The organism is Enterobacter cloacae complex sp. SHL018 (genome assembly GCF_049237905.1).
GTDB lineage: Bacteria > Pseudomonadota > Gammaproteobacteria > Enterobacterales > Enterobacteriaceae > Enterobacter > Enterobacter hormaechei_C.
Window position 1 is genome coordinate 805,429 of record NZ_JBMKJE010000001.1, and the last position, 26,177, is coordinate 831,605.

Annotated in this window: 27 protein-coding genes, 1 tRNA gene, 1 pseudogene and 1 riboswitch; of the genes and pseudogenes, 13 read left to right on the forward strand and 16 right to left on the reverse strand. The window is 57.6% G+C overall.

Going from position 1 to position 26,177, the window contains the following annotated elements; genetic code table 11:
* The first annotated feature begins 8 nt into the window (after positions 1 to 8).
* Entirely contained in the window at positions 9 to 1,622 is a 1,614-nt protein-coding gene (locus ACOTY5_RS03860; RefSeq protein WP_045142613.1) for a mechanosensitive ion channel family protein, read from the forward strand.
* Between the two features lie 40 nt (positions 1,623 to 1,662).
* Here the strand turns inward: ACOTY5_RS03860 and ACOTY5_RS03865 are convergent, their stop codons facing one another.
* A complete protein-coding gene (locus tag ACOTY5_RS03865) occupies positions 1,663 to 2,181 on the reverse strand; it encodes a LuxR C-terminal-related transcriptional regulator (RefSeq protein ID WP_003858117.1) in 519 nt (172 codons plus the stop codon).
* A gap of 254 nt (positions 2,182 to 2,435) precedes the next feature.
* On the opposite strand from ACOTY5_RS03865, the gene ACOTY5_RS03870 reads away from it, so the two are divergent.
* Positions 2,436 to 2,523: transfer RNA gene (locus tag ACOTY5_RS03870), tRNA-Ser, on the forward strand.
* 42 nt (positions 2,524 to 2,565) lie between these two features.
* On the opposite strand, the gene ACOTY5_RS03875 is transcribed toward ACOTY5_RS03870, so the two are convergent.
* Positions 2,566 to 3,567, reverse strand: coding sequence for a magnesium transporter (locus ACOTY5_RS03875; RefSeq protein WP_062934088.1), 1,002 nt, complete (start codon positions 3,565 to 3,567; stop codon positions 2,566 to 2,568).
* A 60-nt stretch (positions 3,568 to 3,627) separates the two neighbouring features.
* Positions 3,628 to 3,797, reverse strand: a riboswitch (M-box (ykoK) riboswitch).
* A 159-nt stretch (positions 3,798 to 3,956) separates the two neighbouring features.
* Here ACOTY5_RS03875 and ACOTY5_RS03880 point away from each other — a divergent pair.
* Entirely contained in the window at positions 3,957 to 4,460 is a 504-nt protein-coding gene (locus ACOTY5_RS03880; RefSeq protein ID WP_015570881.1) for a DedA family protein, read from the forward strand.
* Between the two features lies 1 nt (position 4,461).
* On the opposite strand, the gene ACOTY5_RS03885 is transcribed toward ACOTY5_RS03880, so the two are convergent.
* Positions 4,462 to 5,211, reverse strand: coding sequence for an SDR family oxidoreductase (locus ACOTY5_RS03885; protein WP_033487266.1), 750 nt, complete (start codon positions 5,209 to 5,211; stop codon positions 4,462 to 4,464).
* Positions 5,212 to 5,311: 100 nt separating this feature from the next.
* Between ACOTY5_RS03885 and ACOTY5_RS03890 the strand changes: the two genes are divergently transcribed.
* Positions 5,312 to 5,671 (forward strand): winged helix-turn-helix transcriptional regulator, encoded by a 360-nt coding sequence (locus ACOTY5_RS03890; protein ID WP_017384779.1) that lies wholly within the window; start codon positions 5,312 to 5,314, stop codon positions 5,669 to 5,671.
* A 66-nt stretch (positions 5,672 to 5,737) separates the two neighbouring features.
* Here ACOTY5_RS03890 and ACOTY5_RS03895 read toward each other — a convergent pair.
* Positions 5,738 to 5,845 (reverse strand): annotated as a pseudogene (locus ACOTY5_RS03895) (winged helix-turn-helix transcriptional regulator); the annotation flags it as partial.
* Positions 5,846 to 5,997: 152 nt separating this feature from the next.
* On the opposite strand from ACOTY5_RS03895, the gene agp reads away from it, so the two are divergent.
* Complete coding sequence (agp, locus tag ACOTY5_RS03900; protein WP_017693667.1) at positions 5,998 to 7,239, forward strand: bifunctional glucose-1-phosphatase/inositol phosphatase; 1,242 nt, start codon at positions 5,998 to 6,000, stop codon at positions 7,237 to 7,239.
* 32 nt (positions 7,240 to 7,271) lie between these two features.
* Here agp and ACOTY5_RS03905 read toward each other — a convergent pair whose 3' ends face one another.
* Together ACOTY5_RS03905 and wrbA are read right to left on the reverse strand one after the other, a co-directional pair.
* A complete protein-coding gene (locus ACOTY5_RS03905) occupies positions 7,272 to 7,499 on the reverse strand; it encodes a YccJ family protein (RefSeq protein ID WP_006809324.1) in 228 nt (75 codons plus the stop codon).
* 18 nt (positions 7,500 to 7,517) lie between these two features.
* A complete protein-coding gene (wrbA, locus tag ACOTY5_RS03910) occupies positions 7,518 to 8,114 on the reverse strand; it encodes an NAD(P)H:quinone oxidoreductase (RefSeq protein WP_006809323.1) in 597 nt (198 codons plus the stop codon).
* 391 nt (positions 8,115 to 8,505) lie between these two features.
* On the opposite strand from wrbA, the gene ACOTY5_RS03915 reads away from it, so the two are divergent.
* From ACOTY5_RS03915 to ACOTY5_RS03930, 4 genes are all read left to right on the forward strand, one after another.
* Positions 8,506 to 8,676 (forward strand): general stress protein, encoded by a 171-nt coding sequence (locus tag ACOTY5_RS03915; protein ID WP_001273664.1) that lies wholly within the window; start codon positions 8,506 to 8,508, stop codon positions 8,674 to 8,676.
* A gap of 116 nt (positions 8,677 to 8,792) precedes the next feature.
* On the forward strand, positions 8,793 to 9,698 hold the full coding sequence (locus ACOTY5_RS03920) for a DMT family transporter (RefSeq protein WP_045141440.1): 906 nt from the start codon (positions 8,793 to 8,795) through the stop codon (positions 9,696 to 9,698).
* A gap of 73 nt (positions 9,699 to 9,771) precedes the next feature.
* On the forward strand, positions 9,772 to 10,041 hold the full coding sequence (locus ACOTY5_RS03925) for a DUF1778 domain-containing protein (protein WP_001303459.1): 270 nt from the start codon (positions 9,772 to 9,774) through the stop codon (positions 10,039 to 10,041).
* 6 nt (positions 10,042 to 10,047) lie between these two features.
* Positions 10,048 to 10,569 carry a GNAT family N-acetyltransferase gene (locus ACOTY5_RS03930; RefSeq protein WP_045141441.1) on the forward strand — a complete coding sequence of 174 codons (522 nt, stop codon included), beginning with the start codon at positions 10,048 to 10,050 and terminating at the stop codon, positions 10,567 to 10,569.
* A 58-nt stretch (positions 10,570 to 10,627) separates the two neighbouring features.
* Here the strand turns inward: ACOTY5_RS03930 and rutG are convergent, their stop codons facing one another.
* The 7 genes from rutG to rutA are packed head-to-tail and all read right to left on the reverse strand — an operon-like array spanning position 10,628 to position 16,062.
* Positions 10,628 to 11,950, reverse strand: coding sequence for a pyrimidine utilization transport protein G (gene rutG, locus ACOTY5_RS03935; RefSeq protein WP_045141442.1), 1,323 nt, complete (start codon positions 11,948 to 11,950; stop codon positions 10,628 to 10,630).
* A 21-nt stretch (positions 11,951 to 11,971) separates the two neighbouring features.
* Entirely contained in the window at positions 11,972 to 12,463 is a 492-nt protein-coding gene (gene rutF / locus ACOTY5_RS03940) for an NADH-dependent FMN reductase RutF (RefSeq protein ID WP_045141443.1), read from the reverse strand.
* A gap of 12 nt (positions 12,464 to 12,475) precedes the next feature.
* Positions 12,476 to 13,066, reverse strand: coding sequence for a malonic semialdehyde reductase (locus ACOTY5_RS03945; RefSeq protein ID WP_062934089.1), 591 nt, complete (start codon positions 13,064 to 13,066; stop codon positions 12,476 to 12,478).
* A gap of 9 nt (positions 13,067 to 13,075) precedes the next feature.
* Complete coding sequence (gene rutD / locus ACOTY5_RS03950) at positions 13,076 to 13,876, reverse strand: pyrimidine utilization protein D (protein ID WP_039271149.1); 801 nt, start codon at positions 13,874 to 13,876, stop codon at positions 13,076 to 13,078.
* Between the two features lie 7 nt (positions 13,877 to 13,883).
* On the reverse strand, positions 13,884 to 14,270 hold the full coding sequence (gene rutC / locus ACOTY5_RS03955; protein ID WP_015570870.1) for a pyrimidine utilization protein C: 387 nt from the start codon (positions 14,268 to 14,270) through the stop codon (positions 13,884 to 13,886).
* A gap of 11 nt (positions 14,271 to 14,281) precedes the next feature.
* The gene (gene rutB, locus ACOTY5_RS03960) at positions 14,282 to 14,971 is read right to left on the reverse strand and encodes a pyrimidine utilization protein B (RefSeq protein WP_045141445.1); all 690 of its coding nucleotides are present in this window, start codon (positions 14,969 to 14,971) and stop codon (positions 14,282 to 14,284) included.
* A complete protein-coding gene (rutA, locus tag ACOTY5_RS03965; protein WP_045141446.1) occupies positions 14,971 to 16,062 on the reverse strand; it encodes a pyrimidine utilization protein A in 1,092 nt (363 codons plus the stop codon). The genes rutB and rutA overlap by 1 nt, the downstream gene beginning before the upstream one ends.
* Positions 16,063 to 16,307: 245 nt before the next feature.
* Here rutA and rutR point away from each other — a divergent pair, with 245 nt between their 5' ends.
* Complete coding sequence (gene rutR, locus ACOTY5_RS03970; protein ID WP_003858090.1) at positions 16,308 to 16,946, forward strand: HTH-type transcriptional regulator RutR; 639 nt, start codon at positions 16,308 to 16,310, stop codon at positions 16,944 to 16,946.
* On the opposite strand, the gene ACOTY5_RS03975 is transcribed toward rutR, so the two are convergent.
* A complete protein-coding gene (locus ACOTY5_RS03975; RefSeq protein WP_017384770.1) occupies positions 16,943 to 17,338 on the reverse strand; it encodes a lysozyme inhibitor LprI family protein in 396 nt (131 codons plus the stop codon). The two genes, rutR and ACOTY5_RS03975, sit on opposite strands and share 4 nt — an antisense overlap.
* 100 nt (positions 17,339 to 17,438) lie before the next feature.
* The gene (gene putA, locus ACOTY5_RS03980; protein ID WP_045141447.1) at positions 17,439 to 21,401 is read right to left on the reverse strand and encodes a trifunctional transcriptional regulator/proline dehydrogenase/L-glutamate gamma-semialdehyde dehydrogenase; all 3,963 of its coding nucleotides are present in this window, start codon (positions 21,399 to 21,401) and stop codon (positions 17,439 to 17,441) included.
* A gap of 422 nt (positions 21,402 to 21,823) precedes the next feature.
* Between putA and putP the strand changes: the two genes are divergently transcribed.
* Positions 21,824 to 23,332: a sodium/proline symporter PutP gene (gene putP, locus ACOTY5_RS03985; protein WP_017384768.1), complete on the forward strand. Its 1,509-nt coding sequence runs from the start codon at positions 21,824 to 21,826 to the stop codon at positions 23,330 to 23,332.
* Between the two features lie 78 nt (positions 23,333 to 23,410).
* Entirely contained in the window at positions 23,411 to 23,830 is a 420-nt protein-coding gene (locus tag ACOTY5_RS03990; RefSeq protein ID WP_045141448.1) for a DUF3574 domain-containing protein, read from the forward strand.
* 72 nt (positions 23,831 to 23,902) lie between these two features.
* Here the strand turns inward: ACOTY5_RS03990 and ACOTY5_RS03995 are convergent, their stop codons facing one another.
* A complete protein-coding gene (locus tag ACOTY5_RS03995; protein WP_017384766.1) occupies positions 23,903 to 25,087 on the reverse strand; it encodes a NupC/NupG family nucleoside CNT transporter in 1,185 nt (394 codons plus the stop codon).
* Positions 25,088 to 25,338: 251 nt separating this feature from the next.
* Here ACOTY5_RS03995 and efeU point away from each other — a divergent pair, with 251 nt between their 5' ends.
* Positions 25,339 to 26,172 (forward strand): iron uptake transporter permease EfeU, encoded by an 834-nt coding sequence (gene efeU / locus ACOTY5_RS04000; protein WP_017384765.1) that lies wholly within the window; start codon positions 25,339 to 25,341, stop codon positions 26,170 to 26,172.
* Positions 26,173 to 26,177: the final 5 nt, after the last annotated feature.

Below are 26,177 nucleotides of genomic sequence, written 5' to 3' on the forward strand. Positions count from 1 at the left end.
TAGTAAGGATGAAAAAGATCCTGCTCGCGTTTGCGTTCTGTTTTGCCGCCCTGAGCGCCTTCTCATCGTATGCCGCAGAGCCCCGCCAGGCGCCTACGGAGCAGGAGCGCGCCCGAACGGTCTACATCTTCCATCAGCCCATCGTCATGCTCCAGGCGAAATTTGGCCTGACCACGCCGGAAGAACGCGTTTTACGCATCCGCAACACCCTGCGCAATTTTACCGAGGCGGATGTGCGTGAGCCGCTCAGCATCGTCCCCGTGACCCGCTATAACCAGCAGGGACGGCTAATAGTGATGAACGGGAAACCTGTGATGCTGCTGACGGAAGGGGATTTGGACGAAGGGGACGATCTTACCCTCGATCAGGCCGCACAGCGCGTGCTGGCGCGCATGGAAGCGCAAAGGATGGCGCTGCGCGATCAATACGATACCGGCTGGCTGGCGCTGTCGACGGTAAAAACAGCCGCTGGCCTGCTGGCGCTGTTGCTGCTCTGCTACGGCGCGTGGCGATCCTGGCGCTGGTTCCGGCGCGTCTACCGTCGGCGTATTGTGGAGAATCGCAGCCGGGTGCCGCAAAGCTGGCGGCGGTACATTGGCGCAATTGAGATTCGGCTTTACGCCTTGCTGATGTTCCTGCTGGGGTTGATCGGCTTTTACGTCTGGCTGAGCTGGGCATTCAGTCTGTTTCCGTGGACGCGGGTGTGGGGCACGTCGCTGGGAGACTGGACGCTTCGCGTGGTGCAGCAAATCGCCCTGGCGATTGTCTCGGCCTTGCCGGGGCTGACGATTGTGCTGATCATTTTCCTCATTACCGCATTTATTCTGAAGCTTCTTAAGATGGTGCTGAATCAGGTGGAGGCTGGTCGTCTGCAACTTCCCGGCGTACATCCGGAAACCGTGGGGGCTACCCGTAAGCTCATTTCCGTTGCCGTCTGGCTATTTGCTCTCTCCGCCGCCTGGCCGTTTCTTCCCGGTGCAAACTCGCTGGCGTTTAAAGGTATTAGCGTCTTCTTTGGCCTGATGCTAACGCTGGGCTCGGCAGGGGTGATGAACCATGCCATGAGCGGTCTGGTCCTGATTTACTCCCGCGCGCTGCGCAAAGGCGATGTCATTCGGGTGGCGGATAACGAAGGCAAGGTCAGTGAAATTGGCATGCTGGCGACCAAAATTATTACCCGGGAAAATTATGTCGTTACCGTGCCCAACGCGGTGGTGGTGAGCGGTAAGATCACCAATCTGAGCGCGCTACAGCCCGATGGCAGCCTCAATCTGACGGTCAGCGTCACGATCGGTTATGACACCCCATGGCGTCAGGTGCATGCCATGCTGGAGCTGGCCGCGAAACGGGCAAAAGGGATTGACCTTTCCGAGCCGCCGCTGGTACGCCAGTTAGGGCTAATGGACTGGTATATCGCTTACGAATTGCAGGTCCGTCTGCTGCCCGAACAGTCCCTCGCGGTTGCCCGCAATGAACTGCATAGCCAGATACAGGATGTGTTTAACGAATTTAACGTGCAGATCATGTCCCCGAATTTTGTTATGCAGCCAGAGGGCAGCGTAATGGTTGCCAAAGAGAACTGGTATACCGCGCCAGCCAAACCCCCTCAGGGCGAAACGTGACGGCCCGGTTTTTCCGTGGCAAGGCAAAATGTTACAGCTTTTAATCGACGATCGCCGATTTTACACGGGTCATCGCCAGAATGTTTTTTGAGCGCATATTTAATTTCTCGAGGATCCTCACGCGGTAGGTGCTGGTCGTTTTTTGTGACAGTTGCAGCTTTTTCGCGATCTCATGGTTTTCCAAATGAAACAGCTTCAGCACGTCATATTCGCGTCGCGTAAAGGAGTGTGTTCTGAGCGCCCGGTAAAAGCGCATCAGCTGCTGAAAAGGGTGAGCAGTAAAATGCATCGACGAATAGATAATATTATCGATTCTCACTGCGCGGTTGGCTTCTATCTCATGCATCAGGACAATGTAATCACGCTTAACTTTTTTGACCTGCCGAATGGTTTTATTGCGTAACTTATCCTGTTCAATCGCAATGATAAAATCCATCGCCTGATCGACCCCATCAAGATCGTGAATATCCGCGTCATCGCGAATCAAATGGGTTGATGTCAGGGAGCTTGATACACCATGGCAAAGGTAATAGTTATCACTGATAAATAAAAAATTCATAATCGTCGTTAAATAAAGTCATGGCTAATCTCTTATCGCAGTGATCTACGGTTAATGGGTGTTGTGCGAAAAAGAGTCTAAATGACCACCCGCGAATCTAATAAACGTTATGAATGTAAAAATAAATGTTTACATTTTAGCCAGTCGATGGCGAAGAAATCAGCGGGACGGAAGGGGAGGACGGAAGACGTGTAATGTTATGCAATTTCGTGCTTTACATCATGCTCAGAGATGTTTATAGTGCGCCTCACTTTGGAAGCGTGGCCGAGCGGTTGAAGGCACCGGTCTTGAAAACCGGCGACCCGAAAGGGTTCTAGAGTTCGAATCTCTACGCTTCCGCCAAATTCGAAAACCCTGCGATAGCAATATCGCAGGGTTTTTTCGTTATTCCAGCCCCAGCGTATACTGCGCGATTTTGAAGTAGATAATCAGCCCGGTCCCGTCGATTAGCGTGGCGATAAACGGTGCGGAGACCACCGCCGGATCGATTTTGCAGCGTTTCAGTACCATCGGGATCACCGACGAGACGATGGCGCTCCACAGCGTAATGCAGACCAGCGTCAGGCTGACGATGAGCGTGATTTCCATCCCAATACCCATCATCCAGGCGCGAACGCAGCCCGCCAGACCCAGCGTGGCGGCAATCATTAACGAGGTGCTGATCTCTTTGCGCAGCACGCGACCCACATCGCGAAGGTGGACTTCACCCAGCGCCATGGCGCGCACCAGCGTCGAGGTGATCTGCGTCCCGCTGTTTCCGCCGGTGCCAATCAGCAGCGGAATAAAGAACGCCAGCGCGATGGCAGATTCCAGCGCCTCTTCAAAATGCTGGATCACCGAACTGGTATACGCTTCCGCAACAAACAGCAGCAGCAGCCAGACGGAGCGTTTCTTCCACAGGCTGAAGGCGCTGGTTTCCAGATAGGGCTTCTCCAGCGGCAGCGTCGCCCCCTGAAGCTGGGCATCTTCAGTAACGTCATCTTCGAGCAGATGGGCGATTTCACGCTCGGTAAGGCAGCCCACCAGCTTGCCGTGGGTCACCACAGGCACCACATCCGCACCCGCGTGCGCCGGCAGCCCGGCGACATCCGCCCGCTCATCTTCCGGTTTGAGCTGAATAAAATCCGATATCATCAACCCCTTAACAGGCTGCACGGTATCCGTGGCCTGCAATAATTTGCGTACGGCGATTAAACCTGCGAGGCGACCGTTATCTTCGATAAAAATATGCGACGGAATATCATCATCTTTTAATTTTTCAAAGAACTGCTCGCGTGCCAGAGCTACGCATAATGAAATATCGATAACGATAAAATCGGTATTCATATATTGCGCGATGGCGCTGTCATTAAAAACCAGGTTTTGGTTGTGAATAGCGTAAGACATAGTAAATTCCCTTTGAATATTAAAATCTCTCAGGGGCGAGCAAGACAGGGCATGTCGGAAAGGAGATCCCCACGTCCTGGGTTCAGCACTGTACACCGTATCCCACAAGGGAAGTTATACTGACAAAGCCTTGATTCGACAGTGCCTGTTTTACCCTGTGCCGGTTCTCTCGAACCCACCAGAGCGATAACGTGTATTTGTACAGGAGCCTCGCCATAACGAGATCGTTGTAAAACGAGAGGGATAATACGCCTGTTTAAATTTAGTGCTCAGAAAATTAAATAATGTTTAAGAACGGTTTAGGTAAATCTTATTAATAAAATGTTGAGGGTTTATTTAAGGTTATTCATTTTAAATGGACAATTAAATTATTAACGGGGGAGGGGAAAATGACATGGTTTGATAACCTGCTGAATCATTTTGCGCTATATCCGGCACATCTGTTTGTGCTGTTATTCGTGATGGCGCTGAGCAAATCGACGGTGCTGATCTCCTCCGTGCTGCCGCCTGCGTCGGTGATGCTGCTGGCGGGCATTACCGTCAGCCAGGGGAGCATGCATCCTGCGCTGACGTGGCTCGCCGTGGTGATGGGGGCAACGGCGGGTTCGGTGCTGAATTACCATATCGGCCAACTGATGGGGCATACCAGGATGGTCACGCGCTTCACCTCAAAGCATGCCAATAAGTTCCTGCGGGTCCAGCATCAGCTGCAAAAGAACGGGGTCATCGTGCTTTTTACGTCGCGCTTCCTGGCGGTGTTGCGTTACATCGTCCCGCTGGCGGCCGGGATGCTCAGGCTGAACGCCGTCAAGGTCTACGCCGTCAGCCTGCTTTCCGCCTGTGCGTGGGCGGCGCTGTATGTCGGCGCGGTCACCGGCATCAGCGCCTTTTGAATTACAGGCTCCCCATTCCGCCGTCCACCAGCAGTTCCGTTCCCACCGTGTAGCTCGACTCGTCGGAGGCCAGATAGAGTGCGGCTTTTGCCAGCTCGGTCGTCGAGCCCATTCTGCCCAGCGGCACCAGCTTAATGACCTCTGCCATCATCGCGTTAAGCGCCTCGTCGCTTAAGCCCGTTTTTGTAAACGCCGGGGTTTCCACCGGACCGGGACTCAGACCGTTGACGCGGATCCCGCGCGGCAGCAGCTCCGCCGACAGTGTACGCGCCAGCGACAGCAGGGCGGCCTTGCTCGCGGCATACGCGCTGCTGGTGGGCAGGCCGATGCGCGCGCTCACGGAGCCGCAGAGGATCACCGAGGATGGGTTATTCAGCAGCGGCAGCAGCGCCTGAATTAAAAAGAACGGTCCCTTCAGGTTGATGTTCATCAGACGGTCCCAGGCCTCTTCCTGCCAGGCTTCCAGCGGCGCGTGCGTCACGTCACCGGCGTTGAGAAAGACCGCGTCGAGGCGCGGCCAGCGGGCGGCGAGGGTCTCCGCCAGCGCTTTTTGCGACGAAATATCGCCTGCGTCGGTTGGGATCACCCAGGCCTTATCGCCCAGAATGCGCTCTGCTTCGGCGAGGGTATCCGGGTTGCGTCCGGTCACGGCGACGCGCGCCCCTTCGGCGATAAACGCCTGCGCGGTGGCGAGACCGATACCGCTGGTGCCGCCGGTAATCAACGTATACTTATCGGTTAAACGACCCATGTTCTTCTCCTGAAATGTCTCTGGAGAAAGCACTATAGAAACGTTAGTATCGAAAGGAAACCAGGTACCAAATGGATACTAACGAGGCAAGAGGTGTGAAATGGCAGAGCTGCTGGAAGCGTGCTGCGAAAAAAAATCTGAGGCGTATACCTGCCCGATGACGCAGTTTGTGAATCTGATTTCCGGTAAGTGGGCGATCCCCATTCTCTATCGCCTGATTGTGTTCAATACGCCCGTTCGCTTTGGCGATCTGCTGCGTGCCGCTGCCCCCATCACCCAGAAAGAGCTGACGAAGCAGCTGCGCCTGTTTGAGCAGCGCGGGCTGGTGACGCGAACGGTCTACCCGGAGATCCCGCCGCGCGTGGAGTATCAGATCACCGAGCTGGGGCTAACCCTTCAGGACGCACTCTCGCCGCTGGCCGCCTGGATGAGCGAGTACGGCGACCAGCTTCAGCGTTAGGCTACTGTTTTACGTAGCGCGGATCCCCGCTTCATCGGTGAGATCGGCCAACAGAATATCGACTGCCACCCCGTAGCGCGCGTCGCGAACAATCAGCAGCGACCACCAGTCGCCGATAATATCCAGCGAACGGGCGACGGGGCAGGTGCTCTCTTCAAGGCGGGTACGTTTCACAGCGAATTCTCCGGTGGGGTATGGTTTTTTTATAAAACTAATCGGCACACGCCGTAAGCACGTTAATCATCAGTTTGAGAAATGCTTCCCGAAAAACCTGTCACGGATCTGTCACACTCAGGGCGACATTAAAAACGTGTGAGGAATTAGGGATGAGAAAAGCACTACTCGCAGTTGCCGTGGCAGGTACCCTTTCCGTGACCTTTGGCGCACAGGCGCAGGACACGCCGGACGGCTATCAGCTGGAACAGGTGCTCATCATGAGCCGCCACAATCTGCGCGCGCCGCTTGCCAATAACGGCAGCGTGCTGGAGCAGTCCACGCCGAAGCAGTGGCCGGAGTGGGACGTCCCGGGTGGACAGCTCACCACCAAAGGCGGCGTACTGGAAGTGTATATGGGTCACTATATGCGCGAGTGGCTGGCAGAGCAGGGGATGGTGAAGACGGGTGAATGCCCGCCAGCGGATACCGTCTATGCCTACGCCAACAGCCTCCAGCGCACCGTGGCGACCGCGCAGTTCTTTATCACCGGCGCGTTCCCCGGGTGCGATGTTCCTGTGCATCACCAGGAAAAAATGGGCACCATGGACCCCACCTTCAATCCGGTCATTACCGATAACTCCCCTGAGTTTCGCGAGAAAGCGCTGAAAGCGATGGAGACGGAACGGCAGAAAATGCAGCTGGATGAAAGCTACAAACTGCTGGAACAGCTGACAAACTACAGCGACTCGCCGTCCTGCAAGGAGAAAAAAGTCTGCTCCCTGACGGAGGCGAAAGATACGTTCAGCGCCGATTATGAAAAAGAGCCGGGCGTCTCTGGGCCGCTGAAGGTGGGTAACTCGCTGGTGGATGCGTTCACGCTACAGTATTACGAAGGCTTCCCGACAGACCAGGTGGCCTGGGGGGAAATCAAAACCGATCAGCAGTGGCGCGTGCTGTCGAAGCTGAAAAACGGCTATCAGGACTCGCTGTTTACGTCGACGGAGGTGGCGCAGAACGTGGCTAAACCGCTGGTGAAGTACATTGATAAAGCGCTGGTGACCGACCAGGCAAAAGCGCCAAAAATCACCCTGCTGGTGGGGCACGACTCTAACATCGCCTCGCTGCTGACCGCGCTGGACTTCAGGCCTTATCAGCTGCACGACCAGCAGGAAAGAACCCCGATTGGCGGTAAAATTGTCTTCCAGCGCTGGCATGACAAAAACACTAATCAGGAGCTGATGAAAATTGAGTATGTCTACCAGAGTTCAGAGCAACTGCGTAACGCCAGCGTACTGTCGCTGCAATCCCCTGCGCAGCGCGTGACGCTGGAGCTGAAGGGCTGTCCGGTGGATGGCAACGGCTTCTGTCCTGTCGATAAATTCAATGCGGTGATGAACAACGCGGCGAAATAGAAGATAACCCCCCGCGTGGGCGGGGGGAACGTTCAGACGTTTTTACGTTCGATGGTTTGCTCGCCCCAGAACAGCGAGTCTTTGTCGGTTTTTTCGAAGGCGCGAACCAGCACTTCATCGTTGCCTTCTTCCCAAATCTGCTCAGCCAGCTTTTCGTCATAATTGGCGACTTCAAAGATGGCTTCGGCAATCTCCGGAGAGGTATTGCGTAAACTTGCCCATTCGCCCACGTGGTGAGCTTTGGATTCTTGAGTTGGCATACTTGTCCTCCTGTTGGGTTAGCCGTTCAGTTTTTTGGCAAGACCCGCGACGTATTCACCCTGATAGCGGGCGATTGAAAGTTCTTCATTGCTTGGCTGACGTGAACCATCGCCACCGGCAATGGTGGTCGCACCATACGGTGTCCCGCCACGAACCTGGGAAACATCGAACAGTTCCTGCGCGCCGTAGCCAATCGGCACAATCACCATCCCATGATGGGCAAGAGTAGTCCAGGTGGAGGTGATCGTCTGCTCCTGGCCGCCGCCCGTGCCGGTAGAGCTGAACACGCTGGCCAGCTTGCCGTATAACGCGCCGGAGGCCCAGAGCCCGCCCGTCTGGTCGAGGAAGGTGCGCATCTGGCCGGACATATTGCCGAAGCGGGTCGGGGTGCCGAAGATAATGGCATCATAGTCCGCGAGCTCCTGCGGGGTGGCAACCGGGGCGTTTTGTGTTTTCCCCCCGGCTTTGGCGAAGGCTTCCGCCTGCATGGTTTCCGGTACGCGTTTAACCACGACCTCAACGCCGTCTACTCTGTTTGCGCCTTCTGCTACTGCGTGAGCCATGGTTTCAATGTGTCCATACATGGAATAATAGAGCACCAGAACTTTTGCCATTTTGCATCACTCCTCGTTGGTTTTTCTTACAGCGGATCGCTGCGTTCCTTTAAAGATATGACATCACAGCCAGACTGCAAAAATGAACGGCATTTCTTTGATATATAACAATATCTTTTGGTTACGCGCCTTGTAGCAAAATGAAACAACTTTCGCAGCGCGGATTTTTCAAAATATAAGAACGGCTTATGAATGACTTCCCCGATATTTCATACGAAAGGCTGAGATCATGTTGCAGAATATTACCTCTCGCTTGCCTGATAGCCGCATTACACTAAGCTTAGTTTCACGCGGCACAGATAAAGGCACTGTCCTTGAGCCGCGAGGTGAAAGAATCCTCTTTTACTGAATGCAATATGATGTCTAATGTTTCACACTCTGGAGGTTAGAGATGGCAAACCATCGTGGTGGTTCAGGTAATTTCGCTGAAGACCGTGAAAGAGCATCAGAAGCAGGTCGTAAAGGTGGCCAGTCTAGCGGGGGCAACTTCAAAAACGACCCTCAGCGCGCATCAGAGGCTGGTAAAAAAGGGGGTAAAAATAGCCACGGCAGCAACAAGTAGTACGCCGGGTTAACTCCCTGCCGCCGGGTTTCCCGGCGGTTTTTTTATGTCTGTTACATTGAACTGTCATCAAAGGCATCGCACACTACAGGATTGATTCTTCGTGCTGGTGTCCCATGTCCGTTTCCCGTTTTACCTTCTCCATTAAGCCTCAGGAAGCGATCCTGATTTTGATCACCATGTTCTGGGGCGGAACCTTTCTTGCCGTTCAGTACGCGGTCACGATGAGCGATCCGTTTTTCTTTGTAGGGCTGCGCTTTGCAACCGCGGCGATTGCCGTGGCGCTTATTTCGCTGAAAACCCTGCGCGGGTTGACCCTGAGAGAGCTTAAGGCGGGTGTCGCCATTGGTGTGGCGATTGCCATGGGCTACAGCCTGCAAACGTGGGGGCTCCAGTCTATCTCCAGCAGTAAATCCGCCTTCATCACCGCCATGTACGTACCGCTGGTGCCGCTGTTGCAGTGGCTGTGCCTCGGCAGAATGCCGGGCCTGATGTCGTGCATTGGCATCGTGCTGGCGTTCATCGGCCTTATTTTATTAGCCGGGCCGGAAAATAATCTGCTGGCGCTGGGGCCGGGGGAGATCATCACTCTGGTGGGGGCCGTTGCCATTGCGGCAGAAATTATTCTGATTAGCGCCTGGGCAGGAAAAGTGGACGTCAAGCGGGTGACGGTGGTGCAGCTTGCCACCGCGTCGCTGGTGGCGTTCGCGACGATGGTGCCGGCAGGGGAGTCCGTCCCGCCGATGTCTACCGGGCTTATCGTCGTGGCGCTGGGGCTGGGCATTTTCAGCGCCATTATCCAGGTCACCATGAACTGGGCGCAGCGCAGCGTATCCCCGACACGGGCGACGGTCATTTATACCGGTGAACCGGTGTGGGCGGGTATTTTCGGGCGACTCGCCGGGGAACGTCTGCCCCTGCTGGCGCTGGTGGGCGCGGCGTTTATTGTTCTCGGCGTGCTGGTGAGTGAGTTAAAACTCAGAAAGCGTCGGAATGCGGTGAACGATTTTACGGCCGAATAAGCTTTTGATTGAAATAAAGGGCAGGTTTAACTACGATGTGTACGGATGAAAACCGTACACGATAAATGAAACCATGCCAGCACTCAAAAAACAGCGTATCGATCTTCGCCTGTCGGACGAAGACAAAACAATGATTGAAGAAGCGGCAGCGATGACCAACCAAACGATCACCCAGTTTATGGTGAACAGTGCGTCAGAGCGTGCTGCCGAAGTCATCGAACAGCATCGGCGTCTCGTATTAAACGAAGCCTCATGGAATGCCGTTATGGATGCCATCGACAATCCGCCAGAGCCAAATGAACGCCTGAAGCGAGCGGCGAAACGTCTTCGAAACATGGAGTGAAGCGTCGTGGCAAATCTCACGATCGAAATGTTATCAGAGGGAACCGATTACGATTTCGGCGATTTCGATTGTGGTGAACCCTCGCTAAATGCCTTCCTTACCGAGCACCTGGTACGTCAGCACGGCGGGCGTATTTTACGCGGCTACCTGCTTAAAGAACGCGACCATCCGCGTGTCCTGGGCTATTACACACTCTCGGGAAGTTGCTTTGAAAAAGCGATGCTTCCTTCAAAGACTCAGCAGCGCCGCATCCCATACAGCAACGTCCCCAGCGTGACGCTGGGGCGTCTGGCTGTCCATAAAGAACTCCAGGGAAACGAGTGGGGAACAGCGCTTGTCACACACGCTATGCGCGTTGTTTATCTGGCGTCGCAGGCTGTGGGCGTCCACGGAATTTTTGTGGATGCGCTTAACGAACGGGCCAAACGATTTTATCTGAAGCTGGGGTTTATCCCGCTGGCAGGTGAAAACAGCAGTTCGCTGTTCTTCCCCACGCAATCTATAGAACGACTGTTTGAGCAGGCGTGATCGCTCTTAAGGAACATGCAGGTCGGGTAAGGCGTCGCCGTTACCCGACGTGTTGATTTCACGGATCCTGAGTCACCACGGCGCCCTGCGGCGCGGCAGCCATCCGGCGGCTCAGCAGGGCGTTGAGCAGGATCGCGCCGAAGGTCGCCGTGCCAATCCCGCCCACCGTAAACCCGCCCAGCGTCAGGGCGAAATCACCCGCCCCCAGCACCAGCGTTACCGCCACCATGATCAGGTTACCGTTCTGGCTCAGATCAACATGGTTCTGCACCCAGATGCGTGCCCCCGCGACGGCAATCAGACCAAATACCACAATCGAGGCGCCGCCAATCACGGGTGCCGGGATGGTGTGGATCAATGCGCCGAATTTCGGGGAAAAGCCGAGCAGCATCGCCATCACCGCCGCCGCCACGAAGACCAGCGTCGAATAGACTTTGGTCACTGCCATCACGCCGATGTTTTCCGCGTAGGTCGTCACGCCGCTGCCGCCGACCGAGCCGGAGAGCATGGTCGCCAGACCGTCTCCCACAAACGCCCGCCCTATATACGGATCCATATTGCGCCCGGTCATTCCCGCTACGGCTTTCAGGTGGCCCAGGTTTTCAGCCACCAGAATCACCGCGACAGGCGCGATGAGCATCATCGCCTGAGCGTTAAAGGTGGGGGAGGTCATCTGCGGCAGGCCGAACCAGGCGGCCTGGTGAATCAGTGTGAAATCAACCGGTTTGCCGAGGCCGAACACGTTCGCCAGCAGCGCGTAGACCAGACAGGCCGCAATCAGCCCGACCAGGATCAGCAGCCGCTGGATCATGCCGCGCGTAAAGACCGCCACCACGCCGATGCACAGCACCGTAATCACCGCCATCCAGCTTTCAAACGGCGAAGCGGAGACGCTCTTCACCGCAATCGGGGCGAGGTTCAGGCCTATCGCCATCACCACCGCCCCGGTGACGACGGGGGGCATCATCCGCTCGATCCAGCGTGTGCCGACTTTCATCACCACCAGACCGGTCAGGGTGTAGACCAGCCCACAGGCGATAATGCCGCCGAGGGCCACGCTCAGGTTGGGGTTAATACCCTGACCGTTAAACCCGGTCGCTGCAATGACCACCCCAACGAAGGCGGCGCTGGAGCCCAGATAGCTGGGCACACGCCCGCCGGTGACAAAAAAGAACAGCAGGGTACCCATACCCGACATCAAAATGGCGAGGTTAGGATCCAGCCCCATCAGCATGGGCATCAGCACCGTCGCCCCAAACATCGCGACCGCATGCTGCACGCCCATCACCATGGTCTGCCCGAGCGGGAGCCTTTCATCCGGCGCGACCACGCCTGCTTCTGTGGAGGTCGATTTCAACTGCCAGTGGGGAAGTCCGAACATGATCTGTCTCCTGAAGGCGGATTAACAGGCGGGTCGCATAAGTGCGTGATAGCCGCGGTCGAACCACACCAGCCCTTGCGGCGCCGGGTGGCGTACGATGGATACGATGTCGCAGAACAGAATGTCGTGAGTGCCAACGCTCACCACCTGGCTGATACGGCAGTCGAACGAGGCCAGCGCATTTTCCAGACGCGGGCAGCCCGTGTCGCCCGTTTGCCAGCGAGCGGCGGCAAAGCGTTCCGCCATCGGCGTTTTCCCGCCAAACAGGTTGGATAATGGCTCCTGTCCGGCACTCAGCGTATTAACACACAGGGTGCGGTTCTCGCTGAAAATCGGCCAGACGGACGCGCCACGGTTGAGGCAAACCAGCAGAGTGGGCGGGGAATCGGTTACGCTGCACACCGCGCTGGCGGTGAAGCCCGCTTTTCCCGACGGGCCGTCGGTGGTGATGATATTGACCGCTGCGCCGAGGCAGGCCATGGCGTCGCGAAAGGTTTGTTTATCCGGTGTCATCACGTTCGCTCCTTACGCCAGCCCGCAGGCATCGTCAAAGGCCAGACGCGGCAGGCGTCCGTACAGTTTGCTCATATCGCCATAGCCGATGTTAATCAGCAGATTGCTTTTGAGTAGCGTGCCCGTGAAAAAGGCCGCGTCCACTTTTTCCCGGTCAAAACCCGACATCGGCCCGGTGTCCAGCCCGAGCGCGCGGCAGGCGAAAATCAGGTACGCGGCCTGCATTGAGCTGTTGCGAAAGGCGGTCTCTTCCGCCAGCGCGGGGCTGGAGGTAAACCAGCTTCTGGCATCGCCGTGTGGGAACAGTTCAGGCAGGCGCTCATAAAACTCGCTGTCCCAGGCGACAATCGCCGTGACCGGGGCAGTGAGCGTTTTCTCAAGGTTGCCGCTGGAGAGCGCCGGGCGCAGCTTCTCTTTTCCTTCCGGGCTTCGCACAAACACAATGCGCGCCGGGGAGCAGTTGGCGGACGTCGGCCCCCATTTCATCAGGTCATAAATCTCGCGCAGCGTCTCGTCACTGACCGGTATATCCAGCCAGCCGTTATGGGTACGTGCGCCGGTAAACAGCGTTTCCAGCGCGGCGGGCGTGATGGCTTCGCTCATTCAAGCTCCTTACAAAGCGGGTTCTGGGCTGTGCAGCAGGCTGGCAAGCCCGTTCAGCAGCAGAGTGTTAAAGGTGTCCGGCGCGGTCACGTTGCAGGCATGCCCGCCCTGGCGCATGACCGTTTTGCGGGCGTGCGGGAGAGCGGCGTGCAGTTCAGCGGAGCAGACGGACGGCACCAGCAGATCGTCGGTGGAACAGATAATCTGCACGGGGCAGCGAACGCGTGCAGCGTGGCGGCTAAAATCGGCCTGCTTCAGGGCATGCAGCCTGCGCAGCAGATTGGCTTTGCCCTGAAAATGGGCCAGCGCCAGCGCCTCCTCGGCCTCAAGCCGCGGGGCGCGGGCGGCCATCCAGTCTGCCGGGTAGAGGAACAGCGGCTGTGCTTCTACCCACGCCTGCGCGCCGCCCGCATGCAGCAGGCGTTCGCGAACGTCAAAACAGCGGCGGGTATGGGCATTGAGGGTCAGCCAGCCGTTGACGCAGACCAGCGCGGTGAGGGCGTCGGGCTTATCGATAGCCAGCCGCAGGCCGACCAGCGCCCCCAGCGCGTGACCGACCACGCAGTAACGGGCGATCCCGGCCTCGGCTAACGCCAGCGCGAGCTCGTCGGCTATGTGTGCGAGGGTGTAGTCTTCCGGCAGGGTATCCGGGTTATTCCCCGTGCCCCGCTGGTCGTAGCACACCACCTGATACTCCTGCCCCAGCACGGCGAGCTGGGGCAGCCAGTAGCTGCCGCTGCCGCCGAGCCCGGCAATCAGTACCACCACGGGCGCGCCCGCAAAGGGGGGCGGTGAAATGGACAGTTTCATGGCCGCCTCACTTCGCGATGTGCGCAACGGTGGCAATTTCAACCAGCGCTTCGGGCTTTACCAGCCCGCACTGGATGCAAAACCGCGCCGGTTTATCGCCGGGGAAAAACTCCGCGTAAATCTCGTTAATCGCGGCGTAGTTTTTCCAGTCGGTGATAAAGATGCTGTTGAAGGTCACGTCCTCCATCGTCCCACCCGCCGTTTCGATCACGGTTTTGATTGTCTCCAGCACGTGGCGGGTTTGCGCCTTTGGGTCATCGATAAACACCACGTTGTTGTCTTTATCAAACGGCAGCGTGCCCGAGACATACACCACGCCGTCGGCGAGGGTGCCGGGGACAAACGGGGCAATCGGGGTGCTGGTGCCCGGCGGAATAATCACGGATTTCGGCATAGCGGTTCTCCTCAGGCGATGTGGGCGAGCGGGGGATCCAGCGCGTCGCAGAAATCATTGACGTTACTGACCCAGCCAAAAAAGGTTTCGATATTGAACAGGGCGGCTTTCTGGGCAAAATCCGGCCCGGCCTGATGGGTGGCATCCTCCAGCACCACCCCAAAATACTCGAGGAAAAAGCCGTCGCGCAGGGTCGACTCCACGCACACGTTGGTGGCAATGCCCGTAAAGACCAGATGGCGAATGCCCCGGCTGCGCAGCAGGCTGTCGAGCGGGGTATTGAAAAAGCCGCTGTAGCGCGGTTTCGGCAGCACGATATCGCCGGGTTCCGGTACCAGCTCATCCACCAGCTGATAATCCCAGCCGCCTTTCGCCAGCAGCGTGCCCTGGAGTTCGGGCCGTTGGCGCATGGTTTTCAGGGCGTTGGATTTGTGAAAGTTGGGTGAGCCGGGACCGCCAGCCTCGACGTACTGGTCGTCCCAGCCGTTCTGGAACCAGACGATCAGCATGCCCGCAGCACGCGCGGCGCTCACGGCGGTTTTGATGTTCTCAATCATCGGCTGCGTGGTGGAGACGTCAAACCCGGCCAGATCCAGATACCCGCCTTTACTGGCATAGGCGTTTTGCATATCCACCACGATCAGCGCGCTGCGCTGCGCGTCTAAGGTAATGGCTTCCGGGCGAGCGTTGAGGGTCGTCATTACGCCACCTCCTTCGTCACGGCAGGGATGTGGGCGCGGCACTGCATCAGCGGCTGAATGCGCTCGCCGAAAGTTTCCACGCCGGTGAGAAAATCATCGAAGGTCAGCAGCACGCCTTCGGCGCCGGGCACGGCAGCCACTTCGTCGAGCATTCTGGCCACGCTGGCATACGAGCCAACCAGGGTGCCCATGTTGATATTGACGGCAGACGTCGGGTCGGCCATCTGGCGAACGTTGGTGTCCGCGCCGGAGCGGGTATCCTTCTGGCTCTGCTCGGTAAGCCAGCTCAGCGCTTCGTCATCCGCGCCGTCCTTGTATCGTTCCCATTTGGCGCGCGCGGCGTCGTCGGTTTCGTCGGCAATCACCATAAACAGCACGTAGGAGCCCACGTCGCGCCCGGTTTTGTCGGCGGCCGCTTTCATACGTGACGCGGTGGGCGCGAAGGCGGCCGGGGTGTTAACGCCTTTGCCGAAGCAGAAGTTGAAGTCGGCGTATTTCGCCGAGAATTCCATTCCCGCGTCGCTCTGCCCGGCGCAAATCACCTTCATCGGCACCGACGGCTGCGGACTGACGCGGCAGTCGTTCATGGTAAAGAAGTCGCCTTTGAAATCGCTTTTGCCGGTGCCCCATAGATCGCGCAGCACCTGCACATATTCAGTCAGGTAGTCGTAGCGACGGGAGAAGTAATCGTCCCCCGGCCAGATCCCCATCTGCTCGTACTCCGGCTTTTGCCAGCCGGTGACCAGGTTAACGCCAAAGCGCCCGCCGGAGATGGAGTCGATGGTGGAGGCCATCCGCGCCACGATTGCCGGGGGAAGGGTAAGGGTGGCGGCGGTGGCGTAAATCTGGATGCGCGAGGTTACCGCCGCCAGGCCCGCCATCAGGGTGAAAGACTCCAGGTTGTGGTCCCAGAATTCGGTCTTACCGCCGAAACCGCGCAGCTTGATCATCGAGAGCGCAAAGTCGAAGTGGTAGTGCTCCGCTTTCTGCACGATGGCTTTATTCAGCTCAAAGGTCGGCATGTATTGCGGGGCAGTGGTCGAGATAAGCCAGCCGTTGTTGCCGATCGGTACAAATATGCCAATTTTCATCACGAACCTCTCTTCATTACGTCGCAGGTGTCACGATGTTTTTGCAAAGGCAGTGCCAGTTTTGAAAATCACTTTGTTATTAATGTGTTAAATGATGGTTGTTAAAATTAACAGCGAAAATGTGGACTGGATGGTCAAAATCATTGCACAGAAAACAGGCACTCATGCGCGCTGAGGGTGCAGAAGGTCGTGGCGAGACGGGGGTTTTGCTATGCTGAGCGCAGGACAAAAAATGGAGAGCGAAAATGACACAAGGCGCAGTGAAAACACCCGGTAAACGTTCGCAGGCGGTGAGCGCCAAGAAACAGGCGATCCTCAGCGCTGCGCTGGAGACATTTTCGCAGTTTGGTATTCACGGTACGCGCCTTGAGCAGGTGGCGGAGCAGGCCGGGGTGTCCAAAACCAATCTGCTCTACTACTACCCGTCAAAAGAGGCGCTCTATATCGCGGTGATGCAGCAGATCCTCGATATCTGGCTGGCACCTCTCAAGGCGTTTCGCGAAGAGCTGGCCCCGCTGGTGGCGATAGAGGAGTACATACGCCTGAAGCTGGAGGTATCGCGTGATTACCCGCAGGCATCAAGGCTGTTCTGCCTGGAGATGTTGCAGGGCGCGCCGCTGTTGCAGGCGGAGCTGACGGGAGATCTAAAGCAGCTGGTGGACGATAAATCGGCCATTATTGCCGGATGGGTCGCCAGCGGAAAACTGGCGCCCGTCGATCCGCATCATCTGATCTTCATGATTTGGGCCTCAACCCAGCACTACGCTGACTTCGCGGCCCAGGTCGAGGCGGTGACTGGTAAAACGCTCCAGGACGAGGCGTTTTTCCAGAGCACCCTGGAAAACGTACAGCGGATGATTATCGAAGGGATCCGCGTGCGCTAGTTTCCCGGCGGAAGAGGACAGCTTAAGTCGCCCTCTTCACACTGCATCAGCGTGGCCAGAAACGCTTCGCGCTCCGCGGTTTTCTCCGCCAGACACTGGTTCACAATCATTGGCTGAACGCTCCCGCCTTCCGTACCCGAACCGATAAACGCACAGTCCGCGTCGCGCAGGCTAATCCACGCCTGCTGCGCCTTTTTCAGGAGATCGCGCTGAGGCGCTGCCGCACGTTTGATGGCGGCCTGATACGTCTCGTTGAGCTTTTTATCGGCGGCCTGGTACTGCTGCGCGCTACAGGTGTTCAGTTCAAGCTGGGTGGTCGCGTTATCGCACTCGTCGGCCAGCGCGCTGGCGCTCATGAGCAGGGCTGCACCTGCGAGAAATACTCTTTTCATCATCCCCTCCATGTAAAAAAGCCGGATACGCTGTGCTTATCCGGCCTGGGCTATTTTGTAGCCCCGGTAAGCGTAGCGTCACCGGGGAGAGTTTACACGATTAACCGATTGTCATCAGGCTGGCGTTACCCCCCGCCGCCGCGGTGTTGACGCTGAGCGAGCGCTCAACGTACAGGCGCTCCAGCAGCAGGTTGGTCTCCCCGCGGGCGAAGCCCTGCACCGAGACAATCGCGCCGCTGCGGGCCGCCACCTGCTCGCACAGTTCGCGCAGCTGGTCGGAATCACCGTGGTAGATCACCGCGTCAAACGGCTGGGTCAGCAGGGCATCGGCCTTCGCAAAGCGAATGCGGGCCGAGACCGCTTTTGGCAACTGTTTGGCGAGGTCGCGATGCAGGGCATCTTCCGGCCACAGCACCTCACAGCCCGTTGCCGTTGCGGCTGCCAGCTGCACCAGCGCATCCTCCTCGTTATCCGCCACGCACAGCACACGCTCGCGCGGCATCAGCGTCCAGGTGTTGCGCTCACCGGTTGGACCCGGCAGCAGACGCTGTGTTCCCGCCTGCGCCAGCTCGCCGTACTGCTGTGCAATCGCATGCAGTTCGGGACGATTTTCAGCCCACTTAATCAGCGCGTCCAGCGGCTGGGTCAGCACGGCTTTCACCTGCGCATCCACCGGATATTCCGCGTCCTGACGCGCCAGCGTCACGCCCAGCGCATTTTCCGGACGGTTTGCCAGCAGGCGGTACAGATAGAGCGGACCGCCCGCTTTCGGGCCGGTGCCGGAGAGACCTTCACCGCCGAACGGCTGCACGCCCACGACCGCGCCAACCATGTTGCGGTTGACGTACAGGTTGCCGACTTTAGCATTACCGGTCACCTGGGCAATGGTTTCGTCGATACGGGTATGCACGCCAAGCGTCAGGCCGTAACCCGAGGCGTTGATCTGATCGATCAGCTCGTTGAGGTTGTTACGGTTGTAGCGCACCACGTGCAGTACCGGGCCGAAGACCTCTTTTTTCAGCTCGTCGAAGCTTGCCAGCTCAATCAGCGTTGGCGGCACGAAGGTGCCTGTCTGCCACTCGCGGGCATCTTCGCTGTTCTCGCGCACCGCCTGGAACACCGGACGGCCTTTGGCACGCATGGTCTGAATGTGATTTTCAATGTTGGCTTTGGCTTCCGCGTCGATCACCGGCCCGATGTCGGTGGTGAGACGGCCCGGGTTGCCCATGCGGCATTCCGCCATCGCACCGCGCAGCATCTTCAGCGTGTGGTCAGCCACGTCATCCTGTAAGCACAGTACGCGCAGAGCGGAACAGCGTTGGCCCGCGCTGTCGAAGGCAGAGGCCAGCACGTCAACGACGACCTGCTCGGTGAGCGCGGAGGAGTCCACGATCATGGCGTTCATGCCGCCGGTTTCAGCGATCAGCGGGGTAGGACGGCCCTGCGCATCCAGACGGGTGGCGATGTTGCGTTGCAGCAGGGAGGCCACTTCGGTCGAACCGGTAAACATCACGCCGCGCACGCGGTTATCGGAGGTCAGTTTGGCCCCGACCGTTTCACCGCGCCCTGGCAGGAGCTGCACCACGCCCGCCGGTACGCCCGCTTCCAGCAGAATGTTAATGCCCTGGGCGGCAATCAGCGGGGTCTGCTCTGCCGGTTTTGCCAGCACGCTGTTGCCTGCGGCCAGCGCCGCGGCAATCTGGCCGGTGAAGATCGCCAGCGGGAAGTTCCACGGGCTGATACACACCACCGGGCCGAGCGGACGGTGGGTTTCGTTGTCGAAATCATCGCGCACCTGACCGGCGTAGTAGTGCAGGAAGTCGACCGCCTCGCGCACTTCGGCGATGGCGTTGCTGAAGGTTTTACCCGCTTCACGCACCAGAATGCCGATCAGCTGCTGCATCTGATCTTCCATCAGCACCGCCGCGCGTTCCAGAATGGCGGCACGCTCCTGCGGCGGGGTGGCAAACCAGATTGGCGCATTGTTCACCGCGCTCTCCAGGGCCTGCTCCACTTCCGCTTCCGTGGCTTCGCGCACGTAGCCGACGATATCCTTCGGCTCTGCCGGGTTGATCACCGGCTGCATTTCACCGTCCTCAACGGACTGCTCAAGGATCGGTTTGGCCTGCCACTTCTGCAATGCGCTGTTAAGCAGGGCGGAAGAGAGCGACGCCAGACGGTGTTCGTTGGCGAGATCCAGACCCGCCGAGTTGACGCGACCTGCACCATACAGCTCGCGCGGCAGGGCAATCTTCGGATGCGGCAGACCAATCTGGCCTTCCTGCGCCGCCATCTTCTCAACGGCCTGTACCGGATCGGCCACCAGTTCGTCCAGCGGCAGGGTGGTATCGGCGATGCGGTTAACGAAGGAGGTGTTCGCCCCGTTCTCCAGCAGACGACGCACCAGGTAGGCCAGCAGGGTTTCGTGGGTACCTACCGGGGCATAGATTCGGCACGGACGGTTCAGCTTGCCGTCGGCCACTTTACCGGTCACCTGCTCGTACAGCGGTTCACCCATGCCGTGCAGGCACTGGAACTCGTACTGGCCCGGATAGTAGTTTTGCCCGGCCAGGCTGTAGATCGCCGCCAGGGTGTGGGCGTTGTGGGTAGCGAACTGCGGATAAATCAGGTTCGGCACGCCGAGCAGTTTTTTCGCGCAGGCGAGGTAAGAGACGTCGGTATAGACCTTGCGGGTATAGACCGGATAACCTTCCAGACCTTCCATCTGGGCGCGTTTGATTTCGCTGTCCCAGTAGGCGCCCTTCACCAGACGGATCATCAGGCGGCGACGGCTGCGGCTGGCCAGGTCAATCAGGTAGTCAATGACGAACGGGCAGCGTTTCTGGTAGGCCTGGATAACGAAACCAATCCCGTTCCAGCCCGCCAGCTCCGGCTCGAAGCACAGTTTTTCCAGCAGGTCGAGGGAGATCTCCAGACGGTCCGCCTCTTCGGCGTCGATGTTGATGCCGATGTCATACTGGCGCGCCAGCAGGGTCAGGGACTTCAGGCGCGGGTAGAGTTCTTCCATCACCCGGTCGTACTGCGCACGGCTGTAGCGCGGGTGCAGGGCGGAAAGCTTGATAGAGATGCCCGGACCTTCATAAATACCGCGACCGTTGGACGCTTTACCGATGGCGTGGATCGCCTGCTGGTAAGAGACCATGTAGGCCTGCGCGTCGGCGGCGGTCAGCGCCGCTTCACCCAGCATGTCGTAGGAGTAGCGGAAGCCTTTGTCTTCCAGCTTGCGGGCGTTCGCCAGCGCTTCGGCAATGGTTTCCCCGGTGACGAACTGCTCGCCCATCAGGCGCATCGCCATGTCCACGCCCTTGCGGATCAGCGGCTCGCCGCTCTTGCCGATGATGCGGTTCAGAGAGCGCGACAGGTTGGCTTCGTTATGGGTGGAGACCAGCTTGCCGGTAAACAGCAAGCCCCAGGTGGCGGCGTTAACGAACAGGGACGGACTGCGGCCAATGTGGGAGTGCCAGTTGCCGTTACTGATTTTGTCGCGGATCAGGGCATCGCGGGTGGCTTTATCCGGAATACGCAGCAGCGCTTCCGCCAGACACATCAGCGCCACGCCTTCCTGCGAGGAGAGGGAGAACTCCTGCAACAGACCCTGCACCATACCGGCGCGTCCGCTGGCGGTTTTCTGGTTACGCAGCTTGTCGGCGAGCTGATACGCGAGGCTGTGCGCCTGAGCGGCAACGGCTTCCGGCAGGCGCGCCTGCTCCAGGAGCATCGGCACGGCGTCGGTTTCGGCACGGCGGTAGGCGCCGGTAATGGCGGCGCGGCTGACGGACTGCGGCAGGATCTGCTCGGCAAATTCCAGGAACGGCTGGTGGTTCTCTTCAACGGCCGTCGCGGCCTCTTCGCTTTCGTTCGCTGCACCCGCCAGCAGGGCAGGCAGCTCCGGCAGACCTTCTTCACTCTCCAGTCTTTCCAGATAGTTAAAAATCGCCTGCTTGATTAACCAGTGCGGTGTGCGGTCGATGCGGGTCGCAGCGGTTTTAATCCGTTCGCGGGTAGCGTCATCCAGCTTAACCCCCATGGTGGTCATCCCCATGCCAAAACTCCTGTTGTTCTGTAATAGCGTTCTGTTGATAGCGTGAAATATCCACCATGTTGCAACTTTGTGCAACCGTGTTAAATGTGACCTGGTCTGCAAGCTGGAAAATGAATGGATTGTTAACGATTGGTTAGCTGTGAAAAAGAACGTGCGGCGGTTTCTGAGCCCAGTTTTTATGCGGTGCTTAACACTTTTTAAAGGTGCAACCCGTAAAAGCGTGAGCGAGTGCAACCTATAGGAAAGACGTATAAAACCAGGGATGAAATTCATGTAAATGCAGTGTTAAATCGTTTGTCAGTGGGATGCGTATACGGCAGGATAGCGCGCCCAACGGAAACACATACACACATCACTACGTTCCGGTGATGACATAACAAGGCAACCCGGACGGTTGTCGCTCGACATTTTGGAGAATTTGAATGGCTATTAGCACACCGATGCTGGTGACATTTCTCGTTTATATTTTTGGCATGATCCTGATAGGGTTTTTGGCATGGCGTTCCACTAAAAACTTTGACGACTACATCCTCGGCGGGCGCAGCTTAGGCCCGATGGTCACCGCACTCTCTGCGGGCGCTTCCGACATGAGCGGCTGGCTGCTGATGGGGCTGCCGGGCGCGATTTTCATCTCCGGTATCTCCGAAAGCTGGATCGCCATCGGCCTGACCGTTGGCGCGTGGATCAACTGGAAGCTGGTGGCAGGCCGTCTGCGCGTGCACACCGAAGCCAACAACAACGCCCTGACGCTGCCGGACTACTTCACCGGACGCTTTGAAGATAACAGCCGTATCCTGCGCATTATCTCCGCGGTGGTGATCCTGCTGTTCTTCACCATCTACTGTGCCTCCGGCATCGTGGCGGGCGCGCGCCTGTTCGAAAGCACCTTCGGCATGAGCTATGAAACCGCCCTGTGGGCCGGCGCCGCAGCAACCATCCTCTATACCTTCGTGGGCGGATTCCTGGCGGTAAGCTGGACCGATACCGTGCAGGCGAGCCTGATGATCTTCGCCCTGATCCTGACTCCGGTGATTGTCATTTTCACCGTCGGCGGCTTTGGCGAATCGCTGGAAGTGATCAAGCAGAAGAGCATCGAAAACGTCGATATGCTGAAAGGGCTGAACTTCGTCGCCATTGTCTCTCTGATGGGCTGGGGCCTGGGCTACTTCGGCCAGCCGCACATTCTGGCGCGCTTCATGGCGGCGGATTCTCACCACACCATCGTTCACGCGCGTCGCATCAGCATGACGTGGATGATCCTGTGTCTGGCGGGGGCGTGTGCGGTCGGCTTCTTCGGTATCGCGTACTTCAACAACAACCCGGCGCAGGCGGGCGCGGTGAACCAGAACGCCGAGCGCGTGTTCATCGAGCTGGCGCAGATCCTGTTCAACCCGTGGATTGCCGGTATTCTGCTCTCCGCGATCCTCGCGGCGGTGATGTCCACCCTGAGCTGTCAGCTGCTGGTGTGCTCCAGCGCCATCACCGAAGACCTCTACAAAGCGTTCCTGCGTAAGGGCGCGAGCCAGAAAGAGCTGGTGTGGGTAGGGCGCTTTATGGTGCTGGTGGTTGCGCTGGTGGCGATTGCGCTGGCGGCAAACCCGGAAAACCGCGTCCTGGGGCTGGTGAGCTACGCCTGGGCGGGCTTCGGTGCGGCATTTGGTCCGGTGGTGCTGTTCTCTGTACTGTGGTCACGCATGACCCGCAACGGCGCGCTGGCGGGGATGATTATCGGTGCGGTAACCGTTATCGTCTGGAAACAGTTCGCGTGGCTGGGCCTGTACGAAATCATTCCGGGCTTCATCTTCGGCAGCCTCGGTATCGTGGTGTTTAGCCTGCTGGGTAAAGCGCCGTCTGCGTCTATGCAGAAACGCTTTGCGGAGGCGGACGCGCACTATCACTCAGCGCCGCCGTCTAAGCTCCAGGCTGAGTAATTTTCCCCTCACCCTCACCCTAACCCTCTCCCCGGTGGGGAGAGGGAACAGACCGTTCACCAGTGTGAGTAATAATAAATGATGATTAAAACAGGGTTGATGGCGGCGGCATTAATGCTGCTGGCGGGTTGTAACGCGCCCACGCAGCACGCGCCGGTAGAAACCTGCAAAGCAGAAAATCAGATGCAGCAGACCGCGCTCTATTTCGGCTTAAACCGTCCTGCCGGGGCGCAAATCACAGGCAACGAATGGCAGCAGTTTGTCGACCAGGACGTGACGCCACGCTTTCGCGATGGTTTAACGGTATTTGATGCGCGCGGTCAGTGGCTGGGGAATGATGGAAAAGTGGCGCGCGAGCCGAGCAAGGCATTGATGCTGATCCACGGTAAAAATGCGCAGAGCGAGAAGAACATCGAAGCGTTGCGCGGAATTTATAAATCACGCTTCGCGCAGGAGTCGGTGATGCGGGTCGACCAGCCGGTGTGCGTGCAGTTTTAATGAAAACGGCGGGATAACCCGCCGTTGTTGTATCGTAGGCCCGTGCAAGCGAAGCGCCGCCGGGCACAAAACTTACAGCACCAACCCCGCAAAGCTCGCCGACAGCAGGCTTACCAGCGTTGCCCCGTATACAAGGCGTAAACCAAACCGCGACACCACGTTACCCTGTTGCTCATTCAGACCTTTTATTGCCCCCGCCACAATGCCAATGGAAGCGAAGTTAGCGAACGATACCAGGAACACGGACAAAATCCCCAGCCCGCGCGGTGACATTTGATGGGCTATTTTTTGCAGCTCGATCATCGCCACAAATTCATTCGCCACCAGTTTAGTTGCCATAATGCTCCCCGCGCTTAAGGCATCGCTCAGCGGAATACCAATAAGCCACGCCAGCGGATAAAACACATAACCCAGAATCTGCTGGAAGCTCATGCCAAATATGCCGGAGAAGAGGGCGTTAATGGCGCTAATAAGGGCGATAAAGCCAATCAGCATCGCCAGAATAATCATCGCCACCTTAAAACCGGCCAGAATATACTCGCCCAGCATTTCAAAGAAGCTCTGGGATTCGTGCAGTTTTTCCAGCCTGATATCCGGCTCCGCTTCCGGGCGGGCCGGGTTAATGACCGAAAGAATAATAAAGGTGCTGAACATGTTCAGGATCAGCGCCGCGACGACAAACCTGGCGTCGAGCATAGTCATATAGGCCCCGACAATCGACAGCGAAACCGTCGACATGGCCGTGGCAGCCATCGTAAACAGACGACGCGAGGAGAGATCGCCCAGCACGCCTTTGTAGGCAATGAAGTTTTCCGACTGACCGAGGATCAGCGAACTCACCGCGTTAAAGGATTCCAGCTTGCCCATGCCGTTCAGTTTTGACAGGAGCGTCCCGATCACCCGAATAAAGATCGGCAGAATACGCCAGTGCTGAAGAATACCAATCAGCGCCGAGATAAAAATAATGGGGCAGAGCACGCCAAGGAAAATGAACGCCAGCCCTTTTTCACCCATCCCGCCAAAGACAAAATTCGTCCCTTCGGCAGCGAATTTAAGCAGCGACTCAAAGAAACCGGAAACGTATTTAATAATAAACAGGCCGCTTTCTGCGTGGAGGAAAAAGAACGCCAGCGCGATTTCGATCACGATCAGCTGTAAAACGAAACGAATACGAATTTTTCGGCGGTCGAAACTCACCAGCCAGGCGAGCGCAAGAATAATCACCAGCGCCAGCAGGAAATGGACAATTTTAAACATGGCTTATTTTCAGTTGGTTTTCGAGGCGGACATTTAGCCACAGCCCCGGTTAACCGTAAATGGGCATTTTCGTTATACCTTATAAACGTAACGGTTACTCAGGCAATTATTACTCCGCAATGCGTTTACATCTGGTCATCAAAACGCAACACATTTCGCTTGTTTTTCTTGTTGCCGTAATGATAATCACTATCACAAGAATTTACTTTTCTTTGCATCAGTTGACCGCGATAAACATTTAAGGTGTCGGCATGTTTGTTCCTTTTCTCATTATGTTACGTGAAGGCCTTGAAGCGGCCCTGATTGTTAGCCTTATCGCCAGTTATCTGAAGCGTACCCAGCGCGGACGCTGGATTGGCGTCATGTGGGTTGGGGTTTTCCTTGCTGCGGCGCTCTGCCTGGGCCTCGGTATCCTCATCAACGAAACCACCGGGGAGTTCCCGCAGAAAGAGCAGGAGCTGTTTGAAGGGATCGTCGCCGTGATTGCGGTGGTGATCCTCACCTGGATGGTGTTCTGGATGCGCAAGGTCTCCCGTAACGTGAAGGTACAGCTTGAGCAGGCGGTGGATAACGCCCTGCAAAAAGGCAACCACCACGGCTGGGCGCTGATCATGATGGTCTTTTTCGCCGTGGCGCGTGAAGGCCTGGAGTCTGTGTTCTTCCTGCTCGCGGCTTTTCAGCAGGACGTGGGCATCTGGCCGCCGCTGGGCGCGGTGCTCGGGCTGGCCACGGCGGTTGTGCTTGGCTTCCTGCTCTACTGGGGCGGCATTCGTCTTAACCTGGGCGCGTTCTTCAAGTGGACCAGCCTGTTTATTCTGCTGGTGGCCGCAGGGCTGGCGGCAGGGGCGATCCGCGCCTTCCACGAAGCGGGTCTGTGGAACCACTTCCAGGACGTGGCGTTCGATCTCAGCAACGTCCTGTCGACCCATTCACTGACCGGTACCCTGCTCGAAGGGATCTTCGGCTACCAGGAAACGCCGAGCGTCAGCGAAGTGGCGATGTACTTTATCTATCTGGTTCCGGCGCTGATCCTGTTCGCTATGCCGCCGCGTACCGGCTCGCAGACGTCGCGCGTAGCGCCGTAAGTGCT

Coding starts and splice junctions, on each gene's coding strand:
- ACOTY5_RS03860 (WP_045142613.1), top strand. CDS start 9: ATGAAAAAGATCCTGCTCGCGTTTGCGTTCTGTTTTGCCGCCCTGAGC.
- ACOTY5_RS03865 (WP_003858117.1), bottom strand. CDS start 2,181: ATGAATTTTTTATTTATCAGTGATAACTATTACCTTTGCCATGGTGTA.
- ACOTY5_RS03875 (WP_062934088.1), bottom strand. CDS start 3,567: ATGTCTTACGCTATTCACAACCAAAACCTGGTTTTTAATGACAGCGCC.
- ACOTY5_RS03880 (WP_015570881.1), top strand. CDS start 3,957: ATGACATGGTTTGATAACCTGCTGAATCATTTTGCGCTATATCCGGCA.
- ACOTY5_RS03885 (WP_033487266.1), bottom strand. CDS start 5,211: ATGGGTCGTTTAACCGATAAGTATACGTTGATTACCGGCGGCACCAGC.
- ACOTY5_RS03890 (WP_017384779.1), top strand. CDS start 5,312: ATGGCAGAGCTGCTGGAAGCGTGCTGCGAAAAAAAATCTGAGGCGTAT.
- agp (WP_017693667.1), top strand. CDS start 5,998: ATGAGAAAAGCACTACTCGCAGTTGCCGTGGCAGGTACCCTTTCCGTG.
- ACOTY5_RS03905 (WP_006809324.1), bottom strand. CDS start 7,499: ATGCCAACTCAAGAATCCAAAGCTCACCACGTGGGCGAATGGGCAAGT.
- wrbA (WP_006809323.1), bottom strand. CDS start 8,114: ATGGCAAAAGTTCTGGTGCTCTATTATTCCATGTATGGACACATTGAA.
- ACOTY5_RS03915 (WP_001273664.1), top strand. CDS start 8,506: ATGGCAAACCATCGTGGTGGTTCAGGTAATTTCGCTGAAGACCGTGAA.
- ACOTY5_RS03920 (WP_045141440.1), top strand. CDS start 8,793: ATGTCCGTTTCCCGTTTTACCTTCTCCATTAAGCCTCAGGAAGCGATC.
- ACOTY5_RS03925 (WP_001303459.1), top strand. CDS start 9,772: ATGCCAGCACTCAAAAAACAGCGTATCGATCTTCGCCTGTCGGACGAA.
- rutG (WP_045141442.1), bottom strand. CDS start 11,950: ATGTTCGGACTTCCCCACTGGCAGTTGAAATCGACCTCCACAGAAGCA.
- rutF (WP_045141443.1), bottom strand. CDS start 12,463: ATGACACCGGATAAACAAACCTTTCGCGACGCCATGGCCTGCCTCGGC.
- ACOTY5_RS03945 (WP_062934089.1), bottom strand. CDS start 13,066: ATGAGCGAAGCCATCACGCCCGCCGCGCTGGAAACGCTGTTTACCGGC.
- rutD (WP_039271149.1), bottom strand. CDS start 13,876: ATGAAACTGTCCATTTCACCGCCCCCCTTTGCGGGCGCGCCCGTGGTG.
- rutC (WP_015570870.1), bottom strand. CDS start 14,270: ATGCCGAAATCCGTGATTATTCCGCCGGGCACCAGCACCCCGATTGCC.
- rutB (WP_045141445.1), bottom strand. CDS start 14,971: ATGACGACCCTCAACGCTCGCCCGGAAGCCATTACCTTAGACGCGCAG.
- rutA (WP_045141446.1), bottom strand. CDS start 16,062: ATGAAAATTGGCATATTTGTACCGATCGGCAACAACGGCTGGCTTATC.
- rutR (WP_003858090.1), top strand. CDS start 16,308: ATGACACAAGGCGCAGTGAAAACACCCGGTAAACGTTCGCAGGCGGTG.
- ACOTY5_RS03975 (WP_017384770.1), bottom strand. CDS start 17,338: ATGAAAAGAGTATTTCTCGCAGGTGCAGCCCTGCTCATGAGCGCCAGC.
- putA (WP_045141447.1), bottom strand. CDS start 21,401: ATGGGGATGACCACCATGGGGGTTAAGCTGGATGACGCTACCCGCGAA.
- putP (WP_017384768.1), top strand. CDS start 21,824: ATGGCTATTAGCACACCGATGCTGGTGACATTTCTCGTTTATATTTTT.
- ACOTY5_RS03990 (WP_045141448.1), top strand. CDS start 23,411: ATGATGATTAAAACAGGGTTGATGGCGGCGGCATTAATGCTGCTGGCG.
- ACOTY5_RS03995 (WP_017384766.1), bottom strand. CDS start 25,087: ATGTTTAAAATTGTCCATTTCCTGCTGGCGCTGGTGATTATTCTTGCG.
- efeU (WP_017384765.1), top strand. CDS start 25,339: ATGTTTGTTCCTTTTCTCATTATGTTACGTGAAGGCCTTGAAGCGGCC.